At 44.4% G+C, this 19,581-nt stretch carries 19 protein-coding genes and 1 rRNA gene; 3 read left to right on the top strand and 17 right to left on the bottom strand.

The genetic code is table 11. The features are described from left to right. From L3V23_RS20320 to L3V23_RS20305, 4 genes are all read right to left on the bottom strand, one after another. A 16S ribosomal RNA gene (locus L3V23_RS20320) occupies positions 1–74 on the bottom strand; the annotation flags it as partial. Positions 75–593: 519 nt separating this feature from the next. Then, a complete protein-coding gene (hemG, locus tag L3V23_RS20315; protein WP_346656172.1) occupies positions 594–1,118 on the bottom strand; it encodes a menaquinone-dependent protoporphyrinogen IX dehydrogenase in 525 nt (174 codons plus the stop codon). Positions 1,119–1,140: 22 nt separating this feature from the next. Further along, positions 1,141–2,598, bottom strand: a complete 1,458-nt coding sequence (locus tag L3V23_RS20310; RefSeq protein ID WP_237292848.1) for a TrkH family potassium uptake protein — start codon at positions 2,596–2,598, stop codon at positions 1,141–1,143. Positions 2,599–2,631: 33 nt separating this feature from the next. Continuing rightward, on the bottom strand, positions 2,632–3,255 hold the full coding sequence (locus tag L3V23_RS20305; RefSeq protein ID WP_237292846.1) for a YigZ family protein: 624 nt from the start codon (positions 3,253–3,255) through the stop codon (positions 2,632–2,634). Between the two features lie 215 nt (positions 3,256–3,470). Here L3V23_RS20305 and fadB point away from each other — a divergent pair, with 215 nt between their 5' ends. Continuing rightward, positions 3,471–5,678, top strand: coding sequence for a fatty acid oxidation complex subunit alpha FadB (gene fadB, locus L3V23_RS20300; RefSeq protein WP_237292844.1), 2,208 nt, complete (start codon positions 3,471–3,473; stop codon positions 5,676–5,678). A gap of 4 nt (positions 5,679–5,682) precedes the next feature. Continuing rightward, a complete protein-coding gene (gene fadA / locus L3V23_RS20295; protein WP_237292842.1) occupies positions 5,683–6,846 on the top strand; it encodes an acetyl-CoA C-acyltransferase FadA in 1,164 nt (387 codons plus the stop codon). A gap of 81 nt (positions 6,847–6,927) precedes the next feature. On the opposite strand, the gene punR is transcribed toward fadA, so the two are convergent. Continuing rightward, positions 6,928–7,833 carry a DNA-binding transcriptional activator PunR gene (punR, locus tag L3V23_RS20290; RefSeq protein WP_237292840.1) on the bottom strand — a complete coding sequence of 302 codons (906 nt, stop codon included), beginning with the start codon at positions 7,831–7,833 and terminating at the stop codon, positions 6,928–6,930. Between the two features lie 150 nt (positions 7,834–7,983). Between punR and punC the strand changes: the two genes are divergently transcribed. Beyond that, positions 7,984–9,183, top strand: a complete 1,200-nt coding sequence (gene punC, locus L3V23_RS20285; RefSeq protein WP_237292838.1) for a purine nucleoside transporter PunC — start codon at positions 7,984–7,986, stop codon at positions 9,181–9,183. A 55-nt stretch (positions 9,184–9,238) separates the two neighbouring features. On the opposite strand, the gene glmU is transcribed toward punC, so the two are convergent. From glmU to L3V23_RS20225, 12 genes are all read right to left on the bottom strand, one after another. Next, positions 9,239–10,600, bottom strand: coding sequence for a bifunctional UDP-N-acetylglucosamine diphosphorylase/glucosamine-1-phosphate N-acetyltransferase GlmU (gene glmU / locus L3V23_RS20280; RefSeq protein WP_237292837.1), 1,362 nt, complete (start codon positions 10,598–10,600; stop codon positions 9,239–9,241). Positions 10,601–10,743: 143 nt separating this feature from the next. Beyond that, positions 10,744–11,166 carry a F0F1 ATP synthase subunit epsilon gene (locus L3V23_RS20275; RefSeq protein ID WP_042489563.1) on the bottom strand — a complete coding sequence of 141 codons (423 nt, stop codon included), beginning with the start codon at positions 11,164–11,166 and terminating at the stop codon, positions 10,744–10,746. An 18-nt stretch (positions 11,167–11,184) separates the two neighbouring features. Further along, complete coding sequence (atpD, locus tag L3V23_RS20270) at positions 11,185–12,588, bottom strand: F0F1 ATP synthase subunit beta (RefSeq protein ID WP_102955605.1); 1,404 nt, start codon at positions 12,586–12,588, stop codon at positions 11,185–11,187. Positions 12,589–12,622: 34 nt separating this feature from the next. After that, the gene (atpG, locus tag L3V23_RS20265; protein ID WP_042489558.1) at positions 12,623–13,489 is read right to left on the bottom strand and encodes a F0F1 ATP synthase subunit gamma; all 867 of its coding nucleotides are present in this window, start codon (positions 13,487–13,489) and stop codon (positions 12,623–12,625) included. A 43-nt stretch (positions 13,490–13,532) separates the two neighbouring features. Then, entirely contained in the window at positions 13,533–15,074 is a 1,542-nt protein-coding gene (gene atpA, locus L3V23_RS20260; protein WP_102955604.1) for a F0F1 ATP synthase subunit alpha, read from the bottom strand. A gap of 13 nt (positions 15,075–15,087) precedes the next feature. Beyond that, positions 15,088–15,621, bottom strand: a complete 534-nt coding sequence (gene atpH / locus L3V23_RS20255; RefSeq protein ID WP_042489553.1) for a F0F1 ATP synthase subunit delta — start codon at positions 15,619–15,621, stop codon at positions 15,088–15,090. Between the two features lie 14 nt (positions 15,622–15,635). Continuing rightward, positions 15,636–16,106, bottom strand: a complete 471-nt coding sequence (gene atpF / locus L3V23_RS20250) for a F0F1 ATP synthase subunit B (RefSeq protein WP_042489550.1) — start codon at positions 16,104–16,106, stop codon at positions 15,636–15,638. 75 nt (positions 16,107–16,181) lie between these two features. Further along, complete coding sequence (gene atpE, locus L3V23_RS20245; protein WP_002540812.1) at positions 16,182–16,436, bottom strand: F0F1 ATP synthase subunit C; 255 nt, start codon at positions 16,434–16,436, stop codon at positions 16,182–16,184. A gap of 53 nt (positions 16,437–16,489) precedes the next feature. Further along, a complete protein-coding gene (gene atpB / locus L3V23_RS20240) occupies positions 16,490–17,302 on the bottom strand; it encodes a F0F1 ATP synthase subunit A (protein ID WP_042489544.1) in 813 nt (270 codons plus the stop codon). A gap of 8 nt (positions 17,303–17,310) precedes the next feature. After that, a complete protein-coding gene (locus tag L3V23_RS20235; protein ID WP_042489541.1) occupies positions 17,311–17,700 on the bottom strand; it encodes a F0F1 ATP synthase subunit I in 390 nt (129 codons plus the stop codon). A gap of 188 nt (positions 17,701–17,888) precedes the next feature. Next, positions 17,889–18,773, bottom strand: a complete 885-nt coding sequence (locus L3V23_RS20230) for a ParB/RepB/Spo0J family partition protein (protein WP_237292835.1) — start codon at positions 18,771–18,773, stop codon at positions 17,889–17,891. A gap of 24 nt (positions 18,774–18,797) precedes the next feature. After that, positions 18,798–19,571 (bottom strand): ParA family protein, encoded by a 774-nt coding sequence (locus L3V23_RS20225; protein ID WP_102942790.1) that lies wholly within the window; start codon positions 19,569–19,571, stop codon positions 18,798–18,800. Positions 19,572–19,581: the final 10 nt, after the last annotated feature.

Here is a 19,581-nt window from a genome sequence, read left to right as displayed (position 1 = left end):
TGCTGCCGCTCGACTTGCATGTGTTAGGCCTGCCGCCAGCGTTCAATCTGAGCCATGATCAAACTCTTCAATTTAAGATTTTGTCGGCTCAACGAATACTGACTTCAAAACTGCTCTTACTCGAAAGCAAGAAGTAATTTTAAAGCTATTACCATTCCAACAGAATGGTAATGAATTGACTGTGCCAAATAACCGAAGTTATTTGTATTGGTCACTCAGTTCATTGAAACCTAAGTTGCTTTGTTACGAGAACAAAGACTTAACTTTGATTTTCATCAACGAGTGCCCACACAGATTGATAGGTTTAAATTGTTAAAGAGCTACGTTTTTAAAGGCATTCCTCTCAAAACGGACGGCTATTTTAGCTAGTTAAGTTTAAGTGTCAAACACTTTTTTAAAACTTTTTCATCGTTAATTGATGCTAGTTAATAAACCGGCTAACTGGTTACATTTCTTATGAACTGTTCCCGTGTCAGCGAGGCGGCATTATAGGGAGATGATCGGAATTGGCAATAGTTTTTTAGCAAAGTTTTTGAAGTTTTTTATCGTTCGAACAAAAAAGAGCCAGCAAGGCTCCTTTTTGCCTGTTTTCTTTACAATTGTTCAAACTTTTTGGCGAATAAAGACACTTTTTCCCAGTCTGTATATTCAACTTCTTTCGTTGTATCCGTTTCACCACCGGTCAATTTCATAATGAAACGAATCATCATTCTATCTATTGGGCGATAACGTGGGTAATAAAGCGCTCCAGCAAACACACCTATCAATGAAGGCTGCCAAGGTGATTTCTTTAGAAACGTTTTTATATAAACGCTTCCTTCAGGAGTATCTTTACCCTGCTCCACTTTACGAGCAGTCAGATTGACACAATAAAAGCCTGCTTTTACTTGTTCTAACTGTTTTATGTGGGCATCGATAAATTGATACAACTTCGCATTTAATTTTCCATAGCGTATAGAAGCACCAATCAACACTTTGTCATATTGCGTTAAATCCATTGTATGGCACTCATGCAGGTCAACAAACTGACATTCATAACCTTGTAACTGCTGCGCAATGTGGTGCATGATTTTTTTTGTCTGACCTTCGCGGGTCGAATATAAAAGAAGTGCTTTCACGCTATATCCCTACTTTGTAACCCTAGCTACGCCAAAACGTAGGCGTTAACAAAATTAATAAAGTAAATATTTCTAGACGACCGAACAACATGGAGACAATAAGCACCCACTTGGCACTATCATTAATGTCAGCAAAGTGGACAGAAACCTCTCCGAGCCCAGGTCCTAAATTGTTTAAAGTGGCAGCAACGGCGGAGAACGCGCTGAGTTCATCCATTCCTGTTGCGATCACTGCAAGCATACAAACCACAAACACTAATGCATAAGCAGAGAAGAATCCCCATACCGCATCGACAACACGTTGTGATAACGCACTGTCGCCTAGCTTAATTGGGTAGATTGCTCTCGGGTGCACTAGACGTTTCATTTCACGGGCACCTTGCAATGTAAGCAATAACACGCGAATCACTTTCATACCGCCACCGGTTGAGCCCGCACAACCACCAATAAAAGACGAGAACAGTAGAAGCACAGGTAAGAACAGAGGCCACTCTGAGAATCCTGTTGTGGTAAATCCCGCCGTTGTAGAAATTGATACCGTCTGGAATATCGCCTGATCAAACGCATCATAGAGAGAGTCATAGGTATGGTGCTGCAATAGCATTAAGAAACAGACGACAAACAGAATGACTTGTATCGCAACGAATGCTCGAAACTCAGGGTCACGCCAATAATATTTTGGATGCACACCGCCCGTTGCCCAAACAGCATAATGCAAGGTGTAGTTACACGCAGAGATTAACAGGAATACTACAGTAATCAGGTTAATCGCATAGCTATCAAAATATCCCATACTCGCGTCATGGGTTGAGAACCCACCGATAGCGATAGTTGAAAAACTGTGGCAGATCGCATCGAAAACCGTCATGCCAGCCAACCAGAACGATGTAGCACATAGAATGGTCAAACTAAGGTAGATATACCATAACGCTTTTGCCGTCTCTGCAATACGAGGGGTTACTTTCGTATCTTTTACAGGCCCGGGAACTTCAGCTCGATACAACTGCATACCACCGATACCCAACACAGGTAGGATAGCGACAGCTAATACGATGATACCCATACCACCAAACCACTGTAGGAACTGACGATAAAATAGAATCGCCTTAGGTAATTCATCAAGGCCAACTATGACTGTCGCCCCCGTGGTGGTTAATGCAGAGAATGATTCAAAAAAAGCATTAGTGACTGATAGGTCCGGGTTATCAGATAGCAAAAAAGGCATCGCCCCAGCGCTACCGATTACCGTCCAAAAAAGTACAACAATAAGAAAACCGTCTCGGGATTTTAGTTCATGCCGATGGTGACGGTTAGGAAACCAAAGTACCGCGCCAAAAAACAGCAATGCAAAGAAAGTAGTGACAAATGGCACACCCGCACCATCGCGATAGATCAAAGCGACCAGCGCTGGAGCTAGCATTGTAGAGCTAAATATCGCGAGCAGCAGCCCGACAATCCGGATAATTGAACGAAATTGCATTGATAGACAAAATGAAGCCGGGCTTCTTAGTTCCTATATATTGTTTAAATCGGTGACAATAATTTTTGCACCGCTTCGATTAATGATAGTTTGGGTGAAATCTTCAACATGAAGAACTTCCAGCTCCACATCCAATTCCACGTTTGAACCGTATTGAGCGTCAACTTCTGTTCCGTCGAACTGCTTAATAATAGACTGCGCCAGCGGAACTAGGCCGTAGTCTAAACTTAGGTGCAAATTTGTGGTGATTTTTTTCTCAATAGTTTGAAGCAGCTTAAGAGCTTGTTGCACACCACCACCGTACGCCTTAACTAAACCACCAGTTCCAAGACGAACACCGCCATAGTAACGCGTGACTACAGCCGTGATTTCACCTACGCCAGAACCAGATAACTGAGCCAATATCGGCTTACCCGCTGTTCCTGACGGCTCGCCGTCATCACTAAATCCCCAAAGCATCGAATCTTCAGGCCTACCCGCGACAAATCCCCAGCAGTTATGTCTCGCATCAGGATGTTTCTGCTTTATTTGCTCCACAAACGCTTTGGCTGCATCAGTACTAGGCGTATGTGCAAGATATGTAATAAACAGGCTCTTTTTTATTTCTTCTTCGAAGATAACCGGCTCATTGGGGATTAAATAGGGTCGAACGTTCATATTTTTCACAAAATCATAAAGATGACCAAGTGTATCACGAGCCCTAAAAATGTGCTCAGGATTGGTATTAGCACACAATGTTAAACACTTGTTTAAAAAATGTATTGAAATTAAACATTCTGCCGTTCAAACTGAAATTACTGGTCACACCAGAAACTAAATACAACAAAAACTCTCACACACAATCCTTCGGTTGTATGTCAAGGAGATAGACAATGATTTACCAAGCCGAAACCCTACAGGTAAAGGAATTAGAGAACGGTATTGCAGAGATAAGCTTCTGCTCACCGCACTCTGTAAACAAGCTCGACCTCAGCACTCTTAATTCTCTAAACGAGGCTCTTGATGCTCTCCAAACTCATCAAGGTTTAAAAGGTGTTGTGCTCACAACGAATAAAGACTCATTTATTGTCGGTGCCGACATTACTGAGTTTTTAGGACTATTTGCAAAACCAGAAGCAGAGCTAAATACGTGGCTCGTTTTTGCAAACAGCATATTTAACAAGCTGGAAGATTTATCGGTACCAACACTCTCTGCGTTAAGAGGGTTCACTCTTGGCGGCGGATGTGAGTGTGTACTTGCTACCGACTTCCGCATTGGTGATAAAACCACCAGCATCGGTTTACCAGAAACTAAACTCGGTATTATGCCCGGTTTTGGTGGCACGGTTCGCCTGCCAAGAATCATCGGCGCAGACAGCGCGATGGAAATCATCACTCAAGGTAAAGCGTGTAAAGCTGAAGAGGCACTAAAACTAGGCTTACTCGATGCCATTGTTGAAAGCGACAAGCTCGAAGAATCTGCTATCGCGACACTAACTCAAGCCATGAATGAGAAGATTGACTGGCAAGCACGACGTAAGCAAAAAACCTCAGCGCTGACATTAAGCAAGATTGAAGCGATGATGAGCTTTACCATGGCGAAAGGTTTAGTCGCTCAGGTTGCGGGTACTCATTACCCAGCGCCAATGACCGCCGTCAAAACTATCGAACAAGCAGCAAACTGCGAGCGCGATGCCGCTTTGGATATTGAGCGTAAACACTTTATCACCCTAGCGAAATCTCAAGAGGCGCAAGCGCTTGTAGGTATCTTCCTGAATGACCAATACATTAAAGGGCTTGCAAAAAAATCTGCGAAATCTGCATCGAAAGATACTCAGCGAGCAGCTGTTTTAGGCGCAGGTATTATGGGTGGTGGTATTGCTTACCAATCCGCGTCAAAAGGCGTTCCGGTTACCATGAAAGACATCGCTCAGTCGTCTCTTGATTTGGGGATGACGGAAGCGTCTAAGTTGCTAAATAAACAACTTGAGCGTGGCAAGATCGATGGTTTTAAGATGGCGTCTGTGATCGCTTCTATTTCACCAACCCTGCATTATGCAGGTATAGAGCAATCCGACGTTATTGTTGAAGCTGTGGTTGAGAATCCAAAAGTGAAAGCGGCCGTTCTGAGCGAAGTGGAACAACAAGTTTCAGCAGACACCGTCATCACGTCAAATACCTCGACTATTCCAATTAACTTACTGGCGAAATCGCTTAAGCGCCCAGAAAACTTCTGTGGTATGCACTTCTTCAACCCAGTACACCGTATGCCGCTGGTTGAAATTATCCGTGGTGAACACACTTCTGAAGACACCATCAATCGTGTTGTCGCTTACGCTGCGAAAATGGGCAAATCGCCAATCGTGGTTAATGACTGCCCAGGATTCTTCGTAAACCGTGTTTTGTTCCCATACTTTGCGGGCTTTAGCTTGTTGATGCGTGATGGAGGTGATTTCACTCACATCGATAAAGTGATGGAACGTCAATTCGGTTGGCCAATGGGCCCTGCATACTTGTTGGATGTGGTTGGTTTAGATACTGCTCACCATGCACAAGAAGTGATGGCACAAGGCTTCCCTACTCGTATGGCTAAAGAAGGCCCTGACGCGATCAGCGCCCTGTTTGAAGCTCAGAAATACGGTCAGAAAAATGGTAGTGGTTTCTACCAGTACACTGTTGATAAAAAAGGTAAGCCTAAGAAAGCCTTTGATAACAGTGTTCTTACACTGCTTCAAACCGTGTGTGGTGCTTCTGCCGAGTTTGATGACCAAACCATTATTGAACGCATGATGATTCCTATGATCAATGAAGTAGTGCTTTGTTTAGAAGAGAACATCATTGCTTCACCTCAGGAAGCTGATATGGCTCTAGTTTATGGCTTAGGTTTCCCTCCATTCCGTGGTGGTGTGTTCCGTTACCTAGATAGTATTGGTCTAAGTACTTACCTAGAAATGGCGAAAAAACATCAGCATTTAGGTGCGGTTTATGAAGTACCTCAACGCCTGATAGATATGGCTGAGAAAGGTGAAACCTTCTACGGTTCACAACAGGCTGGCTCACACCAAACCGTCTCAAAGCAAATCACTTTGGAAAAGGAATAACAAAATGAATAATGTAGTGATTGTTGATTGCCTTCGTACCCCTATGGGACGTTCCAAAGGCGGGGCGTTTCGCCATCAGAGAGCGGAAGATCTGTCAGCTCATTTGATGAAAGGGATTCTGGCTAGAAACCCACAAGTAAACCCACACGACATTGAAGATATCTACTGGGGCTGTGTGCAACAAACCTTAGAGCAAGGCTTCAACGTTGCGCGTAACGCAGCGCTACTGGCAGGCCTGCCAATTGAAATTGGTGCTGTTACAGTTAACCGTCTCTGTGGTTCTTCTATGCAGGCTCTTCACGATGCCACTCGTTCTATCATGGTTGGTGATGCAGAGATCTGCCTAGTAGGTGGTGTTGAGCACATGGGACACGTACCGATGAACCATGGTGTGGATTTCCACCCAGGTTTATCAAAGAACGTTGCAAAGGCAGCAGGCATGATGGGTTTAACTGCTGAAATGCTGGGCAAAGTACATGGTATTGGCCGTGAACAACAAGATGCGTTTGCCGCACGTTCACACCAAAGAGCGTACGCTGCAACTGTTGAAGGAAGATTCAAAAATGAAATTCTTCCAACAGAAGCTCATGCGGAAGACGGCACTCTATTCACTCTCGATTACGACGAAGTAATCCGCCCAGAAACCACTGTTGAAGGCTTATCTGCTCTTCGACCTGCCTTTGACCCAGTCAATGGTACGGTAACTGCGGGTTCTTCTTCTGCGCTGTCTGACGGTGCATCTGCCATGCTGATCATGAGTGAAGCAAAAGCGCTGGAGTTAGGACTTACTATCCGTGCCAAAGTAAAATCGATGGCGATTGCCGGTTGCGATCCTTCTATCATGGGTTATGGACCTGTTCCTGCTACTCACAAAGCACTGAAACGCGCTGGTCTATCAATGGAAGACATTGATGTGATTGAACTGAACGAAGCCTTTGCTGCTCAGTCTCTACCTTGTGCAAAAGACTTAGGTTTATTGGATAAGATGGATGACAAAGTAAACCTAAATGGTGGTGCAATTGCATTAGGCCACCCATTAGGTTGTTCAGGAACTCGGATCTCAACGACGTTGATAAACCTTATGGAAGCAAAACAAGCAAAATACGGCTTGGCAACCATGTGTATTGGTTTAGGCCAAGGTATTGCGACGATTTTCGAACGTCCATAAATTAGTTAAAAGTAAAAGGCCATCAGCTATTCTGGTGGTTTTAAAGCCAGAAAATAATGCCAGCTCATGCTGGCATTTTTCTTAATCCGCTTTTAACCAATCTTGGTTAAGTTGTTCGCTCGAACCCAAATAATTCACCATCCACTCAATCAAACGGTGATTCTCATCTTTACGCCATACTAGGCAGCACTGACTTAATGGTTGTTGATCGGGTAATGTTTTTTCTACCAACAAGCCTTGTTCGAACAATGGCAGTGCAATATGACGTGGCATATATCCCACACCAATTCCCTTTTTCAGGCACTCTATAGCGCTATACCAGTTAGGCAATAATAATCGACGCTGTTGAGGATAATGTCCCGTATGTCTTTTAGGTAAAACACTAGAGGTATCATCAAGACAAATCGCTGGAAACTGGCTCACAAAGGCTTCACTCAAATCTTCCTGTTGTGCACACGGATGATCAGGAGACATCACAAATGTCCATTTCAACTCGCCCATATCTCTTACCTCAAAGTCTCCGCCAACAGGAACTGCCGAGGTAGCACCAATCACAATATCCGCCCTCTCTTGAGCTATCGCTTCCCATGAACCGTTAAATACTTCCATGTTAATTTGTAGCTCTGCAAACTCAAACTGTTGATAAAAATCTTCCACCAGAGATTTAAGCTTATCGAGTTTCACCACATTATCTAAAGTCAGCTTGAGTGTGGATTGCCAGCCATGAGCCGCTCGGCGAGTTTGCGCATTGATCTCCTCCATCTGCCTCAAGAGCAAACGGGCCTGAGCAATAAATAGCTCACCAGCCGGAGTCAGTTCTACTTTACGAGGTAAACGGCGAAAGAGAACCACATCGAGTTCTTGTTCCACTTGCCGAACACCGTAGCTGATGGCTGAAGGAACTTTGTGCAACAGCTCTGCCGCAGCGGTAAAACTGCCTAATCGAGCGACCGCATCCAACATTTCCAACGAAGATTTAGAGTACACACATATACCTTTCAAATTTTTTGAACGATAACTAATAATTTTATCGTTTCATTTTCCTAGTAACGAAAAATAGAATAGCACGGTAAATAAATAGGGGTTGGCGCCAACTGATATTCACGGAACATTAATTAAAATATTTGATTGGTTAAAATGAAAATATCAAAATTACAACTCTTCTATCTTGCAACTCTGTCTATGCTCGGCTTTATAGCCACCGACATGTACTTACCGGCCTTTAAAGCGATGGAAATCGACTTTGCTACCGGACCTGAACAAATAGCCTTGTCTCTAACGATATTCTTGGTCGGGATGGCTATCGGTCAATTGATATGGGGCCTTGCCTCAGATAAGTTTGGCCATCGTAATACGCTTGCGGCAGGCTTAGTACTTTTCACCATCGCATCCTTAGGGCTCGCGTTCGCCGATCAGGTTTGGCAACTGTTGACCCTACGCTTTATCCAAGCGATCGGTGTCTGTGCTCCAGCAGTAATCTGGCAAGCCATGGTTATTCAGCGATATTCAAACCAAAGCCAACAGATTTTTGCCACGATTATGCCGTTGGTCGCGCTCTCTCCTGCTCTAGCACCTCAACTAGGGGTTTTGCTAGCAGAAAGCTTTGGCTGGCCGAGTATCTTCGTTGCACTCACGGTCATCGGCATGGCACTGATTACAGCAACAATGGCACAAGATAATAAAAAGGCGGAGATAAAACAGACCAGCATAGCTGCTGATATAAAAGCACTGCTCGCTTCAAAAGCTTATCTTGGCAATGTGCTGATATACGCTACGGCATCAGCGGCTTTCTTCGCTTACTTAACAGGTATGCCGGAAATCATGGCTCAGTTAGGCTATAGCACAAAAGATATTGGTTTAAACTTCATCCCACAAACGGTTGCCTTCATGCTAGGGGGTTATTTAGGCAAGGTAGCAGTGAAAAAATTTGGCGATGAGAGAGTACTGCGTCATTTGATCGGCTTATTCAGCGTCGCGTCATTGTTGATTTTTATCGCATCACAATGGCAGTTAGGATCCATTTGGCCAATTCTGACTCCATTCTGTTTGATCGCCGTTGCCAATGGTGCTTTGTACCCAATAGTGGTCAATCGAGCCTTAGCTAATGCCAAACAAGCACCAGCAACTGCTGCAGGGTTACAAAACAGTCTACAAATCTGTATCAGCAGCCTTTCTAGTGCTCTGGTTGCCTCAATGGCAAGCCAAGCACAAATGGTCATAGGCATCGCAATTATTATTTGTACGGCAGGATTGTGGTTCGGATTCGTTGTTTCCAATAAACAGCTATCACAACATTTCACAACACCTGATAATTCGCGTGTTGTCAGTGATGAATAATCCGTAAAAAAATAGCCCCCATAATTGGGGGCTATTTTATAACAGAGCACTTAGATTACTTTTTCTTAACTGGGCGTTGCCAGCCAGCAATTTTCTTCTCTTTAGCGCGAGTGATTACTAACTCACCTTCTGCGACATCTTTCGTTAATGTCGTGCCTGCACCGATTGTTGCACCGTTTGCGATAATAACAGGAGCCACCAGCTGACAGTCAGAGCCGACAAACACATCATCACCAATAATGGTTTTGTGCTTGTTCACACCGTCATAGTTACAAGTAATCACACCTGCACCTACGTTTACACGCTGACCAATTTCTGCATCACCAATGTAAGTTAAGTGGTTAGCTTTAGAACCTTCACCGATACGAGCGTTCTTAACTTCCACGAAGTTACCAACGTGAGCATCATTACGTAGATCTGCACCTGGACGAAGACGAGTAAATGGACCTACAGTACAGTCTTCACCTACACTCGCGCCTTCAATCACGCTGTATGGACGAATAACGGTATTGTCATCGATTTCACAGTCTTTCAGGATACAGCCCGCACCGATAACCACGTTATCACCGATAGAAACCGTACCTTCGATAATAACGTTAACGTCAATTTCTACGTCCATACCGCATTGCAATTCACCACGCAGATCAAAACGAGCTGGGTCGCGTAGCATTACGCCTTGTTCTAACAGTTTACTTGCTTGACGAGCTTGGAATGCACGCTCTAAACGAGCCAGTTGAATACGGTCATTTACCCCTTCAACCTCAATTGAACTCACTGGATGTACAGCTTCAACCGCGCGCCCTTCTTCATGTGCAGCAGCAATAACGTCTGTAAGGTAGTATTCACCCTGAGCATTGTTGTTGTTCAAACCTGACAACCAGCGCTTTAGATCACGACCAGTCGCAACCATCACACCAGTGTTAATCTCTTTGATCAGCTTTTGCTCTTCGGTTGCGTCTTTCTGTTCAACGATCGCCACTACAGGGCCGTTCTTACGTACGATACGTCCGTAACCCGTCGGGTTTTTAAGCACCACTGTTAATAACGCAATACCATCGTTTGGTTGAGCATCTAACAAACTTTCGAGAGTTTCCTCAGAGATCAATGGAACATCACCGTATAAAACGAGGATCTTCTCATCATCCTGAAATTGCGCTGATGCCTGATCAACTGCATGACCAGTACCCAGTTGCTCCGCTTGCAGCACCCAATTAACCTTTTCTTCAGCCAGCGCATGTTGCATTTGATCACCACCATGGCCATAAACCAAGTGGATATTCTGAGCGCCTAAGCTATTACACGTATCGATCACATGTTTGACCATCGGCTTACCAGCAAGGGAGTGAAGGACTTTTGGCATGTTGGAATTCATGCGAGTACCTTTACCCGCGGCCAAAATTACGGCGCTAAATTTCATGTTGAACCTATTTGTTGAGGTAACGACTGAGAGCATTTTAGCGGCTTACGGAGAGGGTGTTAATTCTTTGCGGTAAATTTCTATTAAAAATAAAGCAAAAAAGGCGACCAATGGTCGCCTTTTCATGAAACGTGTTAATAAAATTAACGACGTTTCTTAGTCAGCTCAATTACTCGTAGCTGAGCAATGGCTTTAGCCAGTTCACTGGCCGCTTGCGCGAAGTCCATATCGCCATGCTGATTCTGAATTTTCTCCTCAGCGCGACGTTTGGCTTCTTGAGCCTTGGCTGTATCTAGATCTTCACCACGAATTGCTGTGTCAGCCAGTACAGTAGCTGTACCCGGTTGAATTTCAACAATACCACCAGAAACATAAATAATTTCTTCGTGGCCGTGTTGTTTCACTATACGCACCATACCAGGCTTAATAGCGGTCAGCAGCGGTGTGTGACCATGGAAAATACCAAGTTCACCTTCGCTACCGGTCACCTGAAACGTTTCAACACGACCTGAGAAAATTTTCTTCTCTGCGCTCACAACGTCTAGATGAAAGGTTATTGCTGCCATATCGCCTCCTAGTTAGCCTTATAGCTTCTTCGCATTCTCGATAGCTTCGTCGATAGTACCGCAGTACATAAACGCTTGCTCTGGAATGTCGTCGTAGTCACCAGCTAGTAGACCTTTAAAGCCACGTAGTGTTTCTTTAAGTGGAACGTATACACCAGGGTCACCAGTAAATACTTCCGCTACGTGGTAAGGCTGAGTTAGGAAACGCTCAATCTTACGTGCACGAGATACAACTTGCTTATCTGATTCAGAAAGCTCGTCCATACCTAGGATCGCAATGATGTCTTTTAGCTCTTTGTAACGCTGAAGCGTTTGCTGAACACCACGCGCAACATCATAGTGCTCTTGACCAACAACCAATGGGTCTAGCTGACGTGAAGTCGAATCTAGTGGGTCGATCGCTGGGTATAGACCCATAGCTGCGATGTTACGGTTAAGTACAACTGTTGCATCTAAGTGCGCAAACGTTGTTGCTGGTGATGGGTCAGTCAAGTCATCCGCAGGTACGTATACCGCCTGTACAGACGTGATAGAACCTTGACGAGTTGAAGTGATACGTTCTTGAAGAACACCCATTTCTTCAGCAAGAGTTGGCTGGTAACCTACCGCTGAAGGCATACGACCTAGAAGTGCTGATACTTCAGTACCTGCAAGTGTGTAACGATAGATGTTATCGATAAACAACAGTACATCACGGCCTTCATCACGGAAGCGCTCAGCCATTGTTAGACCAGTCAGTGCAACACGTAGACGGTTACCTGGTGGCTCGTTCATCTGACCGTAAACCATTGCTACTTTAGATTTTTCAGGTTCAGCGATGTTTACAACGCCTGCTTCCTGCATCTCGTAGTAGAAGTCGTTACCTTCACGAGTACGTTCACCAACACCCGCGAATACTGATAGACCAGAGTGTTGTAGTGCGATGTTGTTGATAAGCTCCATCATGTTAACGGTCTTACCTACACCTGCACCACCGAATAGACCGATTTTACCACCCTTAGCGAATGGACAAATCAAGTCGATTACTTTTACACCTGTTTCTAGAAGAGCTGTCTCGTTTGATTGCTCTTCGTAGCTTGGCGCTGCACGGTGGATAGAGTAAAGCTCTTCCGCACCGATTTCACCACGCTCATCAATCGCATCACCAAGCACGTTCATGATACGACCTAGTGTCTTAGTACCTACTGGTACTGAGATTGGAGCGCCAGTGTTTTCAACTACCAAACCGCGACGTAAACCATCAGAGCTACCCATAACGATTGCGCGAATAACGCCACCGCCAAGCTGTTGTTGAACTTCAAGAACTAGACGCTCTTTAGAATCCACAACATTCAGAGCATCGTAAACACTAGGTACTTCGCTCTGTGGGAACTCTACGTCGACTACCGCACCAATGATCTGTACGATCTTACCTGTAGCCATCGTTAATCCTCTAAACTGTTTGTTTTACCTAAGCTTAAACCGCTGCCGCACCAGAAACGATTTCTGATAGTTCTTGTGTAATCGCAGCCTGACGGGCTTTGTTGTACACAAGTTCTAAATCTTCAATCAAGTTGGTTGCGTTATCAGTTGCAGCCTTCATCGCGATCATTCGAGCCGCTTGCTCACAAGCAAGGTTCTCAACTACACCTTGATAAACCTGAGATTCTACGTAACGCACAAGAAGCGTATCCAGTAGAGGCTTTGGTTCAGGCTCATAGATGTAGTCCCATGAATGCGGACGCTGCATCTCTTCGCTTTCCGATTTAGGCAAAGGTAGCAATTGATCGATCGTTGGTTGCTGAACCATAGTGTTTACAAACTCGTTGTAAACGACATATAAGCGGTCCAATTCACCTTCATCGTATTTTTTCAACATTACGCCAACAGAACCGATCAGGTCTTCCAAGCTAGGTGCATCACCTAGACCAGAAACCTGAGCGACGACTTTTGCGCCACTGTTGTTAAAGAAAGCCGTTGCTTTTGAGCCAATTACCGCTAGCTCAATATCAGCACCTTTTGCTTTCCAAGCTTGCATATCAGTTACAGCTTTTTTGAACACGTTAATGTTCAAGCCGCCACACAAGCCACGATCTGTAGAAACGATGATATAACCAACACGTTTAGCTTCACGCTCTGCTAGGTACGGATGACGGTACTCTAGGTTTGCGTTAGCCACATGACCGATCACTTTACGCATTGTTTCAGCGTATGGACGAGAAGCTTCCATTGCGTCTTGAGAGCGACGCATTTTTGAAGCTGCTACCATTTCCATCGCTTTCGTAATTTTCTGAGTGCTTTTAACACTACCGATTTTATTACGTATCTCTTTTGCGCCGGCCATCGTTACTCTCCATTAGTTGGTGGCAGAATCTGCCACCGACTTATTACCAAGTTTGGGTTGCTTTAAAATCGTCGGTCAGTTTCTTCAACTGAGCTTCGATCTCATCGTTGTAAGCACCCGTCTTGTCGATCTCAGCTGCAAAATCTGCGTACTGAGCGCGAGCATACGATAGTAGAGCCGCCTCAAAATCTAGAACTTTTGACAGTTCTACATCATTTAGGTAACCACGCTCTGCAGCATAGATAGTTAGTGCTTGGTCAAATACTGACATTGGAGCATATTGTTTCTGCTTCATTAGCTCAGTAACTTTTTGACCGTGGTCTAACTGACGCTTAGTCGCTTCATCAAGATCAGAAGAGAACTGAGCGAAAGCCGCTAGTTCGCGGTATGCAGCTAGTGCTGTACGGATACCACCTGATAGTTTCTTGATGATTTTCGTCTGCGCAGCACCACCTACACGAGATACTGAGATACCTGGGTCAACAGCTGGGCGAACACCCGCGTTGAATAGCTCAGTTTGTAGGAAGATCTGACCGTCGGTAATCGAGATTACGTTTGTCGGTACGAATGCTGAAACGTCACCAGCTTGCGTTTCGATGATAGGTAGAGCAGTCAAAGAACCTGTCTTACCTTTCACTTCACCATTAGTGAAACGTTCTACATACACTTCGTTTACACGAGCAGCACGCTCTAGTAGACGAGAGTGGAGGTAGAATACGTCACCTGGGAAAGCTTCACGGCCTGGTGGGCGTTTTAGTAGTAGAGAGATCTGACGGTAAGCAACTGCTTGTTTAGATAGATCATCATAAACAATCAGTGCATCTTCACCGCGATCACGGAAGTATTCACCCATCGCACAACCTGCGTAAGGCGCTAGGTATTGTAGCGCTGCAGATTCAGAAGCAGATGCTACAACAACAATAGTGTTCGCTAGTGCGCCATGCTCTTCTAGTTTGCGTACTACGTTAGCGATAGTCGATGCTTTCTGACCGATTGCTACGTAGATTGAGAAAATACCAGAGTTTTTCTGGTTAATGATTGCATCGATCGCCATTGCTGTTTTACCAGTCTGACGGTCACCGATGATAAGTTCACGCTGACCACGACCGATCGGGATCATTGCGTCAACTGACTTATAACCAGTTTGTACAGGTTGATCTACCGATTTACGATCGATTACACCCGGTGCAATCACTTCTACAGGCGAAGTTAATTTTGCTTCGATAGGACCTTTACCATCAATAGGCTCACCTAGTGTGTTCACTACGCGACCTAGAAGTTCTGGACCAACTGGTACTTCAAGAATACGACCAGTACCTGTAACTTTCATGCCTTCCTTAAGGTCAGCATAAGGTCCCATTACAACCGCACCTACTGAGTCACGCTCAAGGTTAAGTGCTAGTGCATAACGGCCACCCGGTAATTCAATCATTTCACCCTGCATCACGTCCGCAAGGCCATGAATACGGATAATACCATCGCTTACCGATACGATAGTACCTTCATTGCGAGCTTCACTAACAACGTTGAAAGATTCAATACGTTGTTTAATTAGATCGCTAATTTCCGTGGAATTAAGTTGCATGCTCCAATCCCCATCAAGATTGCAAGGCATCGCTCAGGCGGTTCAAACGACCACGCGCTGAGTTATCGATGACAAGATCTCCGGCTCGAATTACGACCCCACCAAGTAAGGTCTCATCTACACTGCAATTCAGCTGAACTTTACGTTCTAGACGCTGCTCCAGTTTGCTACTGATATCTGAAAGTTGTTGTTCAGAAAGTTCGGTTGCTGAAATTACTTCAACATCGATATTCTTCTCATACTCTTTCTTAAGAGCAACGAATTGCTCAAAAACATCAGGAATAGCTCTTAAACGGCCATTCTCAGCCATCACCTTAATTAGGTTTTGGCCAAATTCATCAAACTGTTCGCCACAAATTGCGATAAAAATTTCTGCAAGTTTCTCAGCAGAAGCAGAACTGGTTAACAGTTCATGTATTTGCTCGTTATTTGTAACTTCGGCAGCGAAAGCTAACATCTCACTCCACTGAGTTAGTTGTTGCTTTTCTACCGCAAAGTCAAAAGCTGCTTTAGCGTAGGGGCGAGCAATAGTAGTCAAATTAGACATTCGCGCCCCCAGACTTAAAGTTTTGCAGTAATGTTGTCGAGAATATCTTTATGCGCATCTTTATCGATAGAACGCTCAAGAATCTTCTCAGCACCAGCAATTGCCAGAGTTGCAACTTGTTTGCGCAGCTCATCTCGGGCACGATTACGTTCAGCTTCAACTTCAGATTCTGCTTGAGCAAGGATTTTCTGGCGCTCTGCCTGAGCTTCCTCACGTGCTTCATCTAGAATTTGAGCTTTGCGTTTGTTCGCTTGCTCGATGACCTCTGTTGCTGTGCGCTTCGCTTCTTTCAAAGAATCGGAAGCGTTGGCTTGTGCTAGATCTAAGTCTTTTTTTGCACGCTCAGCGGCTTGCAAACCATCAGCAATTTTCTTCTGACGTTCTTCAATCGCTTGCATGATTGGCGGCCATACATACTTCATGCAGAACCACACAAATAGTGCGAAAGACAGAGCTTGACCTAGCAGAGTTGCGTTCATATTCACAACAGCTACCCCTCTATATGGACTTAGTATTAATCAATGGCAAACCTAAAAAAGCTTGCCTCTGGCAAAACGTGATTAACCTAATTGACCAACAAATGGGTTCGCGAATGTAAATAGAAGTGCGATAACTATACCGATCATTGGTACCGCATCCAGTAGACCCGCGATGATGAACATCTTAACTTGTAGCATAGGAGCCATTTCTGGTTGACGAGCTGCACCTTCAAGGAATTTACCACCTAGAAGTGCGAAACCAATCGCTGTACCAAGAGAAGCAAGACCGACGATGATACCTACGGCGATTGCAGAAAAGCTCAGTAAAGTTTCCATTACTATCTCCAATTATAGTTGTTGGCTAATTGTGCCCAAATAAAAGCTATATATTAATGATCACTGTCTTCGTGTGCCATTGACAGATAAACGATAGTCAACATCATAAACACAAAGGACTGAATCAGAATTACAAGAATATGGAAAATAGCCCACGGTAGTGAACCCATCCATTGTAAATACCATGGTAGCATCGCTGCGATAAGAATAAATACAACCTCACCTGCGAACATGTTACCGAATAGACGCATACCAAGTGAAAGAGGTTTAGCTAGTAGCGATACCACTTCAATTAGTAGGTTAAACGGAATCATGGTCCAGTGGTTAAATGGATGTAATGCTAATTCTTTCGCAAAACCGCCTAGGCCTTTCACTTTGATGCTGTAATAAATCATCAGAGCAAATACACCTAGTGCCATAGCCATGGTGATGTTCACATCAGCAGAAGGAACCACTTTCAAGTAAGGGATACCTAGCCAATGCTCTGCTGGATACGGCAAGAAATCAATTGGCACTAAGTCCATGATGTTCATTAGCAATACCCAACAAAAGATAGTCAGTGCCAGCGGTGCTATTAGTGGATTGCGTCCATGGAAGGTGTCTTTGACGTTGGTATCGACAAATTCAACCACTATTTCAACAAAACACTGTAGCTTGCCTGGTACACCCGCTGTTGCCTTCTTCGCTACAGAACGGAAAACCCAAAGGAAAATCAGTCCAGTAAACAAAGAAAAAAACAGGCTATCGATATGTACGTTCCAGAAACTTGTTTCCGACCCAACTAAACCCAGCTTGTATAAAGACAGGTTGGTTAGGTGGTGTTCAATGTATCCGGACGATGTTAGCGCTTCACCTGGCGCAGCCATAACTCATCCTATTTTTTGTTGTTAATGAATAGCACTGGCGCACAGATATTAATACCTAGAGCCAGCAAATAGGTTAGTTTCAGGGGAACAAGTTCCACCTGCATATACATGTAAGCAACAGAGAATAAAACGACTGTAATAAGAATTTTAAGTGCTTCACCAGTGTAAAAAGAGACCGCGATACGCTTTGCAGCGCGAGCTCCACTAAACATAAAAGCACACAGCGCAAAAACTGCATTGGCAAAGACACAGATGCCTCCCCCAACCAGCGCTGAAAATCCCCAATCAGCATTTACAGCAATAGTCATCCCTGCTGCCACAACCATAACCGCGCCAGACTGGATCATTAACAATTGCTTTGCAAGCTCTCGTCCTGGCCTAGCCAACGCAGCTACCATGTATTCGTACCTCTAGTTACATTCCCAACACTCAAAAACGTAATGTTGAGAAATTCGCGAAAATTATACGAAGGCGCAAAACTAATGCAACGTAAATACAATCTTATGTTACATTTTTGTTCGCTAACCAACATTTTTCACACAAAATTCTTTTTTCTCAAAAATGTGACGCAGGCCGATTATGTCACTTAGGCTTGCAGCTTTGCAACCAATTGCTCTAGTTTCTGGGGTTCGTCAAGGCTAATCGTTACCTTAGATTTACCATTTTTGGAACGGACAATTGACACTTTTGCACCTAAGTTTTCACTAAGTTTTTGTGATATTTGTTGTATTTCTACGTCTTCAGAGACATTTTTTTCTTCAGTTGTGTCTGAGAGACATTTTTTCACTAATTGCTCAGTCTGACGCACTGTTAATTGCTTTTTAGCAACTCGCTCTGCAATCTCTTCTTGTTGTTCACCTTCCAGCATTAACAGAGCACGAGCATGCCCCATCTCTAACTGTTTGGTTTCAACTAAACGCTTAACAGCATCAGCTAACTGGTTAAGACGAAGTAGGTTGCTGACCGTTGTTCTCGACTTACCTATCACATCTGCGACTTGTTGGTGAGTCAGTTTAAATTCATCTTGTAGACGCTCTAAAGCTTGTGCTTCTTCAATCGCATTAAGATCTTCACGCTGAATATTTTCGATCAACGCCATCGCGATCGCCGCACGATCATCTACAGGCTTGATCAAGCACGGTACTTGCTTCAAACCCGCCTGCCTTGCAGCTCTCCAACGACGCTCACCCGCAATGATTTCGTAGCCACCAGTATTTAATGGACGAACGACAATCGGCTGAATAATACCTTGAGATTGAATGGATGCAGACAGCTCTTCCAAAGCTTCAGGAGACATATCTTTACGGGGCTGGTAAATACCCGGTTTCAAGCTCGCAATCGCGATATCCTGCAGCTCACCGTCAGAAGACAGCTCTTGACTGTGTGTTGCGACTTGTTGCTTTTCACGAGCAAGAGAACTGGTTGCCAATAACGCATCCAGTCCTTTTCCTAAACCACGTTTAGACGACATGTAAACGAATTCCTTTATTCTGTGTTAAGCGATAACTTCTTCGCGACGAAGCATTTCTCCAGCCAAAGCTAAATAAGCTTTAGAACCCGCGGAATACTTATCGTAGTACATGGCTGGTTTACCATGACTAGGCGCTTCAGCGAGACGGACATTACGAGGAATAACGGTACGATAGACTTTGTTACCAAAATGCTTCTTCAACTGATCGGAAACTTCATTGGCCAATCGGTTACGAGGATCATACATGGTTCGAAGTAAGCCTTCGATTTTCAATTTATCGTTCACTACCGCAGCAAGTTTGCTGATGGTATCCATTAACGCAGTTAAACCTTCTAATGCGAAATACTCACATTGCATTGGCACTAACACAGAGTCTGCAGCTGCCATCGCGTTGATTGTAAGGAGGTTTAAAGAAGGAGGACAATCAATAAAGATGAAATCATAGTTATCACGAACTGCTGCTAAAGCGTTCTTTAGACGGACTTCGCGAGCGAAAACTTCCATCAATTTGATTTCTGCAGCAGTGACATCGCCATTGGCAGCGATCAAGTCATAATGTCCGGCAGTGTTGCGGCATACCACGTCTTCAAATGGTGCATCTTCCACTAAGAATTCGTAAACCGTAGCATCGACTTGGTATTTGTCTACACCACTTGCCATTGTGGCGTTGCCCTGAGGGTCAAGATCTATTACCAGAACTTTACGTTTAGTGGCTGCCATAGAAGCAGCTAAATTAACACAAGTTGTTGTTTTTCCTACGCCACCTTTCTGGTTGGCGATCGCTACGATTTTACCCACGGTATGCCTC

This window comes from Vibrio sp. A1-b2, assembly GCF_021726015.1.
GTDB lineage: Bacteria > Pseudomonadota > Gammaproteobacteria > Enterobacterales > Vibrionaceae > Vibrio > Vibrio diazotrophicus.
The sequence above is the reverse complement of the archived record's forward strand: the minus strand, read 5'-3'. Positions and strand labels throughout refer to the sequence as shown.

Excerpts from the sequence above, each read along its gene's own strand:
- atpB (WP_042489544.1), bottom strand. The coding sequence starts at position 17,302 with ATGGCTGCGCCAGGTGAAGCGCTAACATCGTCCGGATACATTGAACAC.
- glmU (WP_237292837.1), bottom strand. The coding sequence starts at position 10,600 with ATGAAATTTAGCGCCGTAATTTTGGCCGCGGGTAAAGGTACTCGCATG.
- punC (WP_237292838.1), top strand. The coding sequence starts at position 7,984 with ATGAAAATATCAAAATTACAACTCTTCTATCTTGCAACTCTGTCTATG.
- L3V23_RS20230 (WP_237292835.1), bottom strand. The coding sequence starts at position 18,773 with ATGTCGTCTAAACGTGGTTTAGGAAAAGGACTGGATGCGTTATTGGCA.
- atpD (WP_102955605.1), bottom strand. The coding sequence starts at position 12,588 with ATGGCTACAGGTAAGATCGTACAGATCATTGGTGCGGTAGTCGACGTA.
- atpE (WP_002540812.1), bottom strand. The coding sequence starts at position 16,436 with ATGGAAACTTTACTGAGCTTTTCTGCAATCGCCGTAGGTATCATCGTC.
- fadB (WP_237292844.1), top strand. The coding sequence starts at position 3,471 with ATGATTTACCAAGCCGAAACCCTACAGGTAAAGGAATTAGAGAACGGT.
- L3V23_RS20235 (WP_042489541.1), bottom strand. The coding sequence starts at position 17,700 with ATGGTAGCTGCGTTGGCTAGGCCAGGACGAGAGCTTGCAAAGCAATTG.
- L3V23_RS20310 (WP_237292848.1), bottom strand. The coding sequence starts at position 2,598 with ATGCAATTTCGTTCAATTATCCGGATTGTCGGGCTGCTGCTCGCGATA.
- fadA (WP_237292842.1), top strand. The coding sequence starts at position 5,683 with ATGAATAATGTAGTGATTGTTGATTGCCTTCGTACCCCTATGGGACGT.
- L3V23_RS20275 (WP_042489563.1), bottom strand. The coding sequence starts at position 11,166 with ATGGCAGCAATAACCTTTCATCTAGACGTTGTGAGCGCAGAGAAGAAA.
- atpH (WP_042489553.1), bottom strand. The coding sequence starts at position 15,621 with ATGTCTAATTTGACTACTATTGCTCGCCCCTACGCTAAAGCAGCTTTT.
- atpG (WP_042489558.1), bottom strand. The coding sequence starts at position 13,489 with ATGGCCGGCGCAAAAGAGATACGTAATAAAATCGGTAGTGTTAAAAGC.
- atpA (WP_102955604.1), bottom strand. The coding sequence starts at position 15,074 with ATGCAACTTAATTCCACGGAAATTAGCGATCTAATTAAACAACGTATT.
- L3V23_RS20305 (WP_237292846.1), bottom strand. The coding sequence starts at position 3,255 with ATGAACGTTCGACCCTATTTAATCCCCAATGAGCCGGTTATCTTCGAA.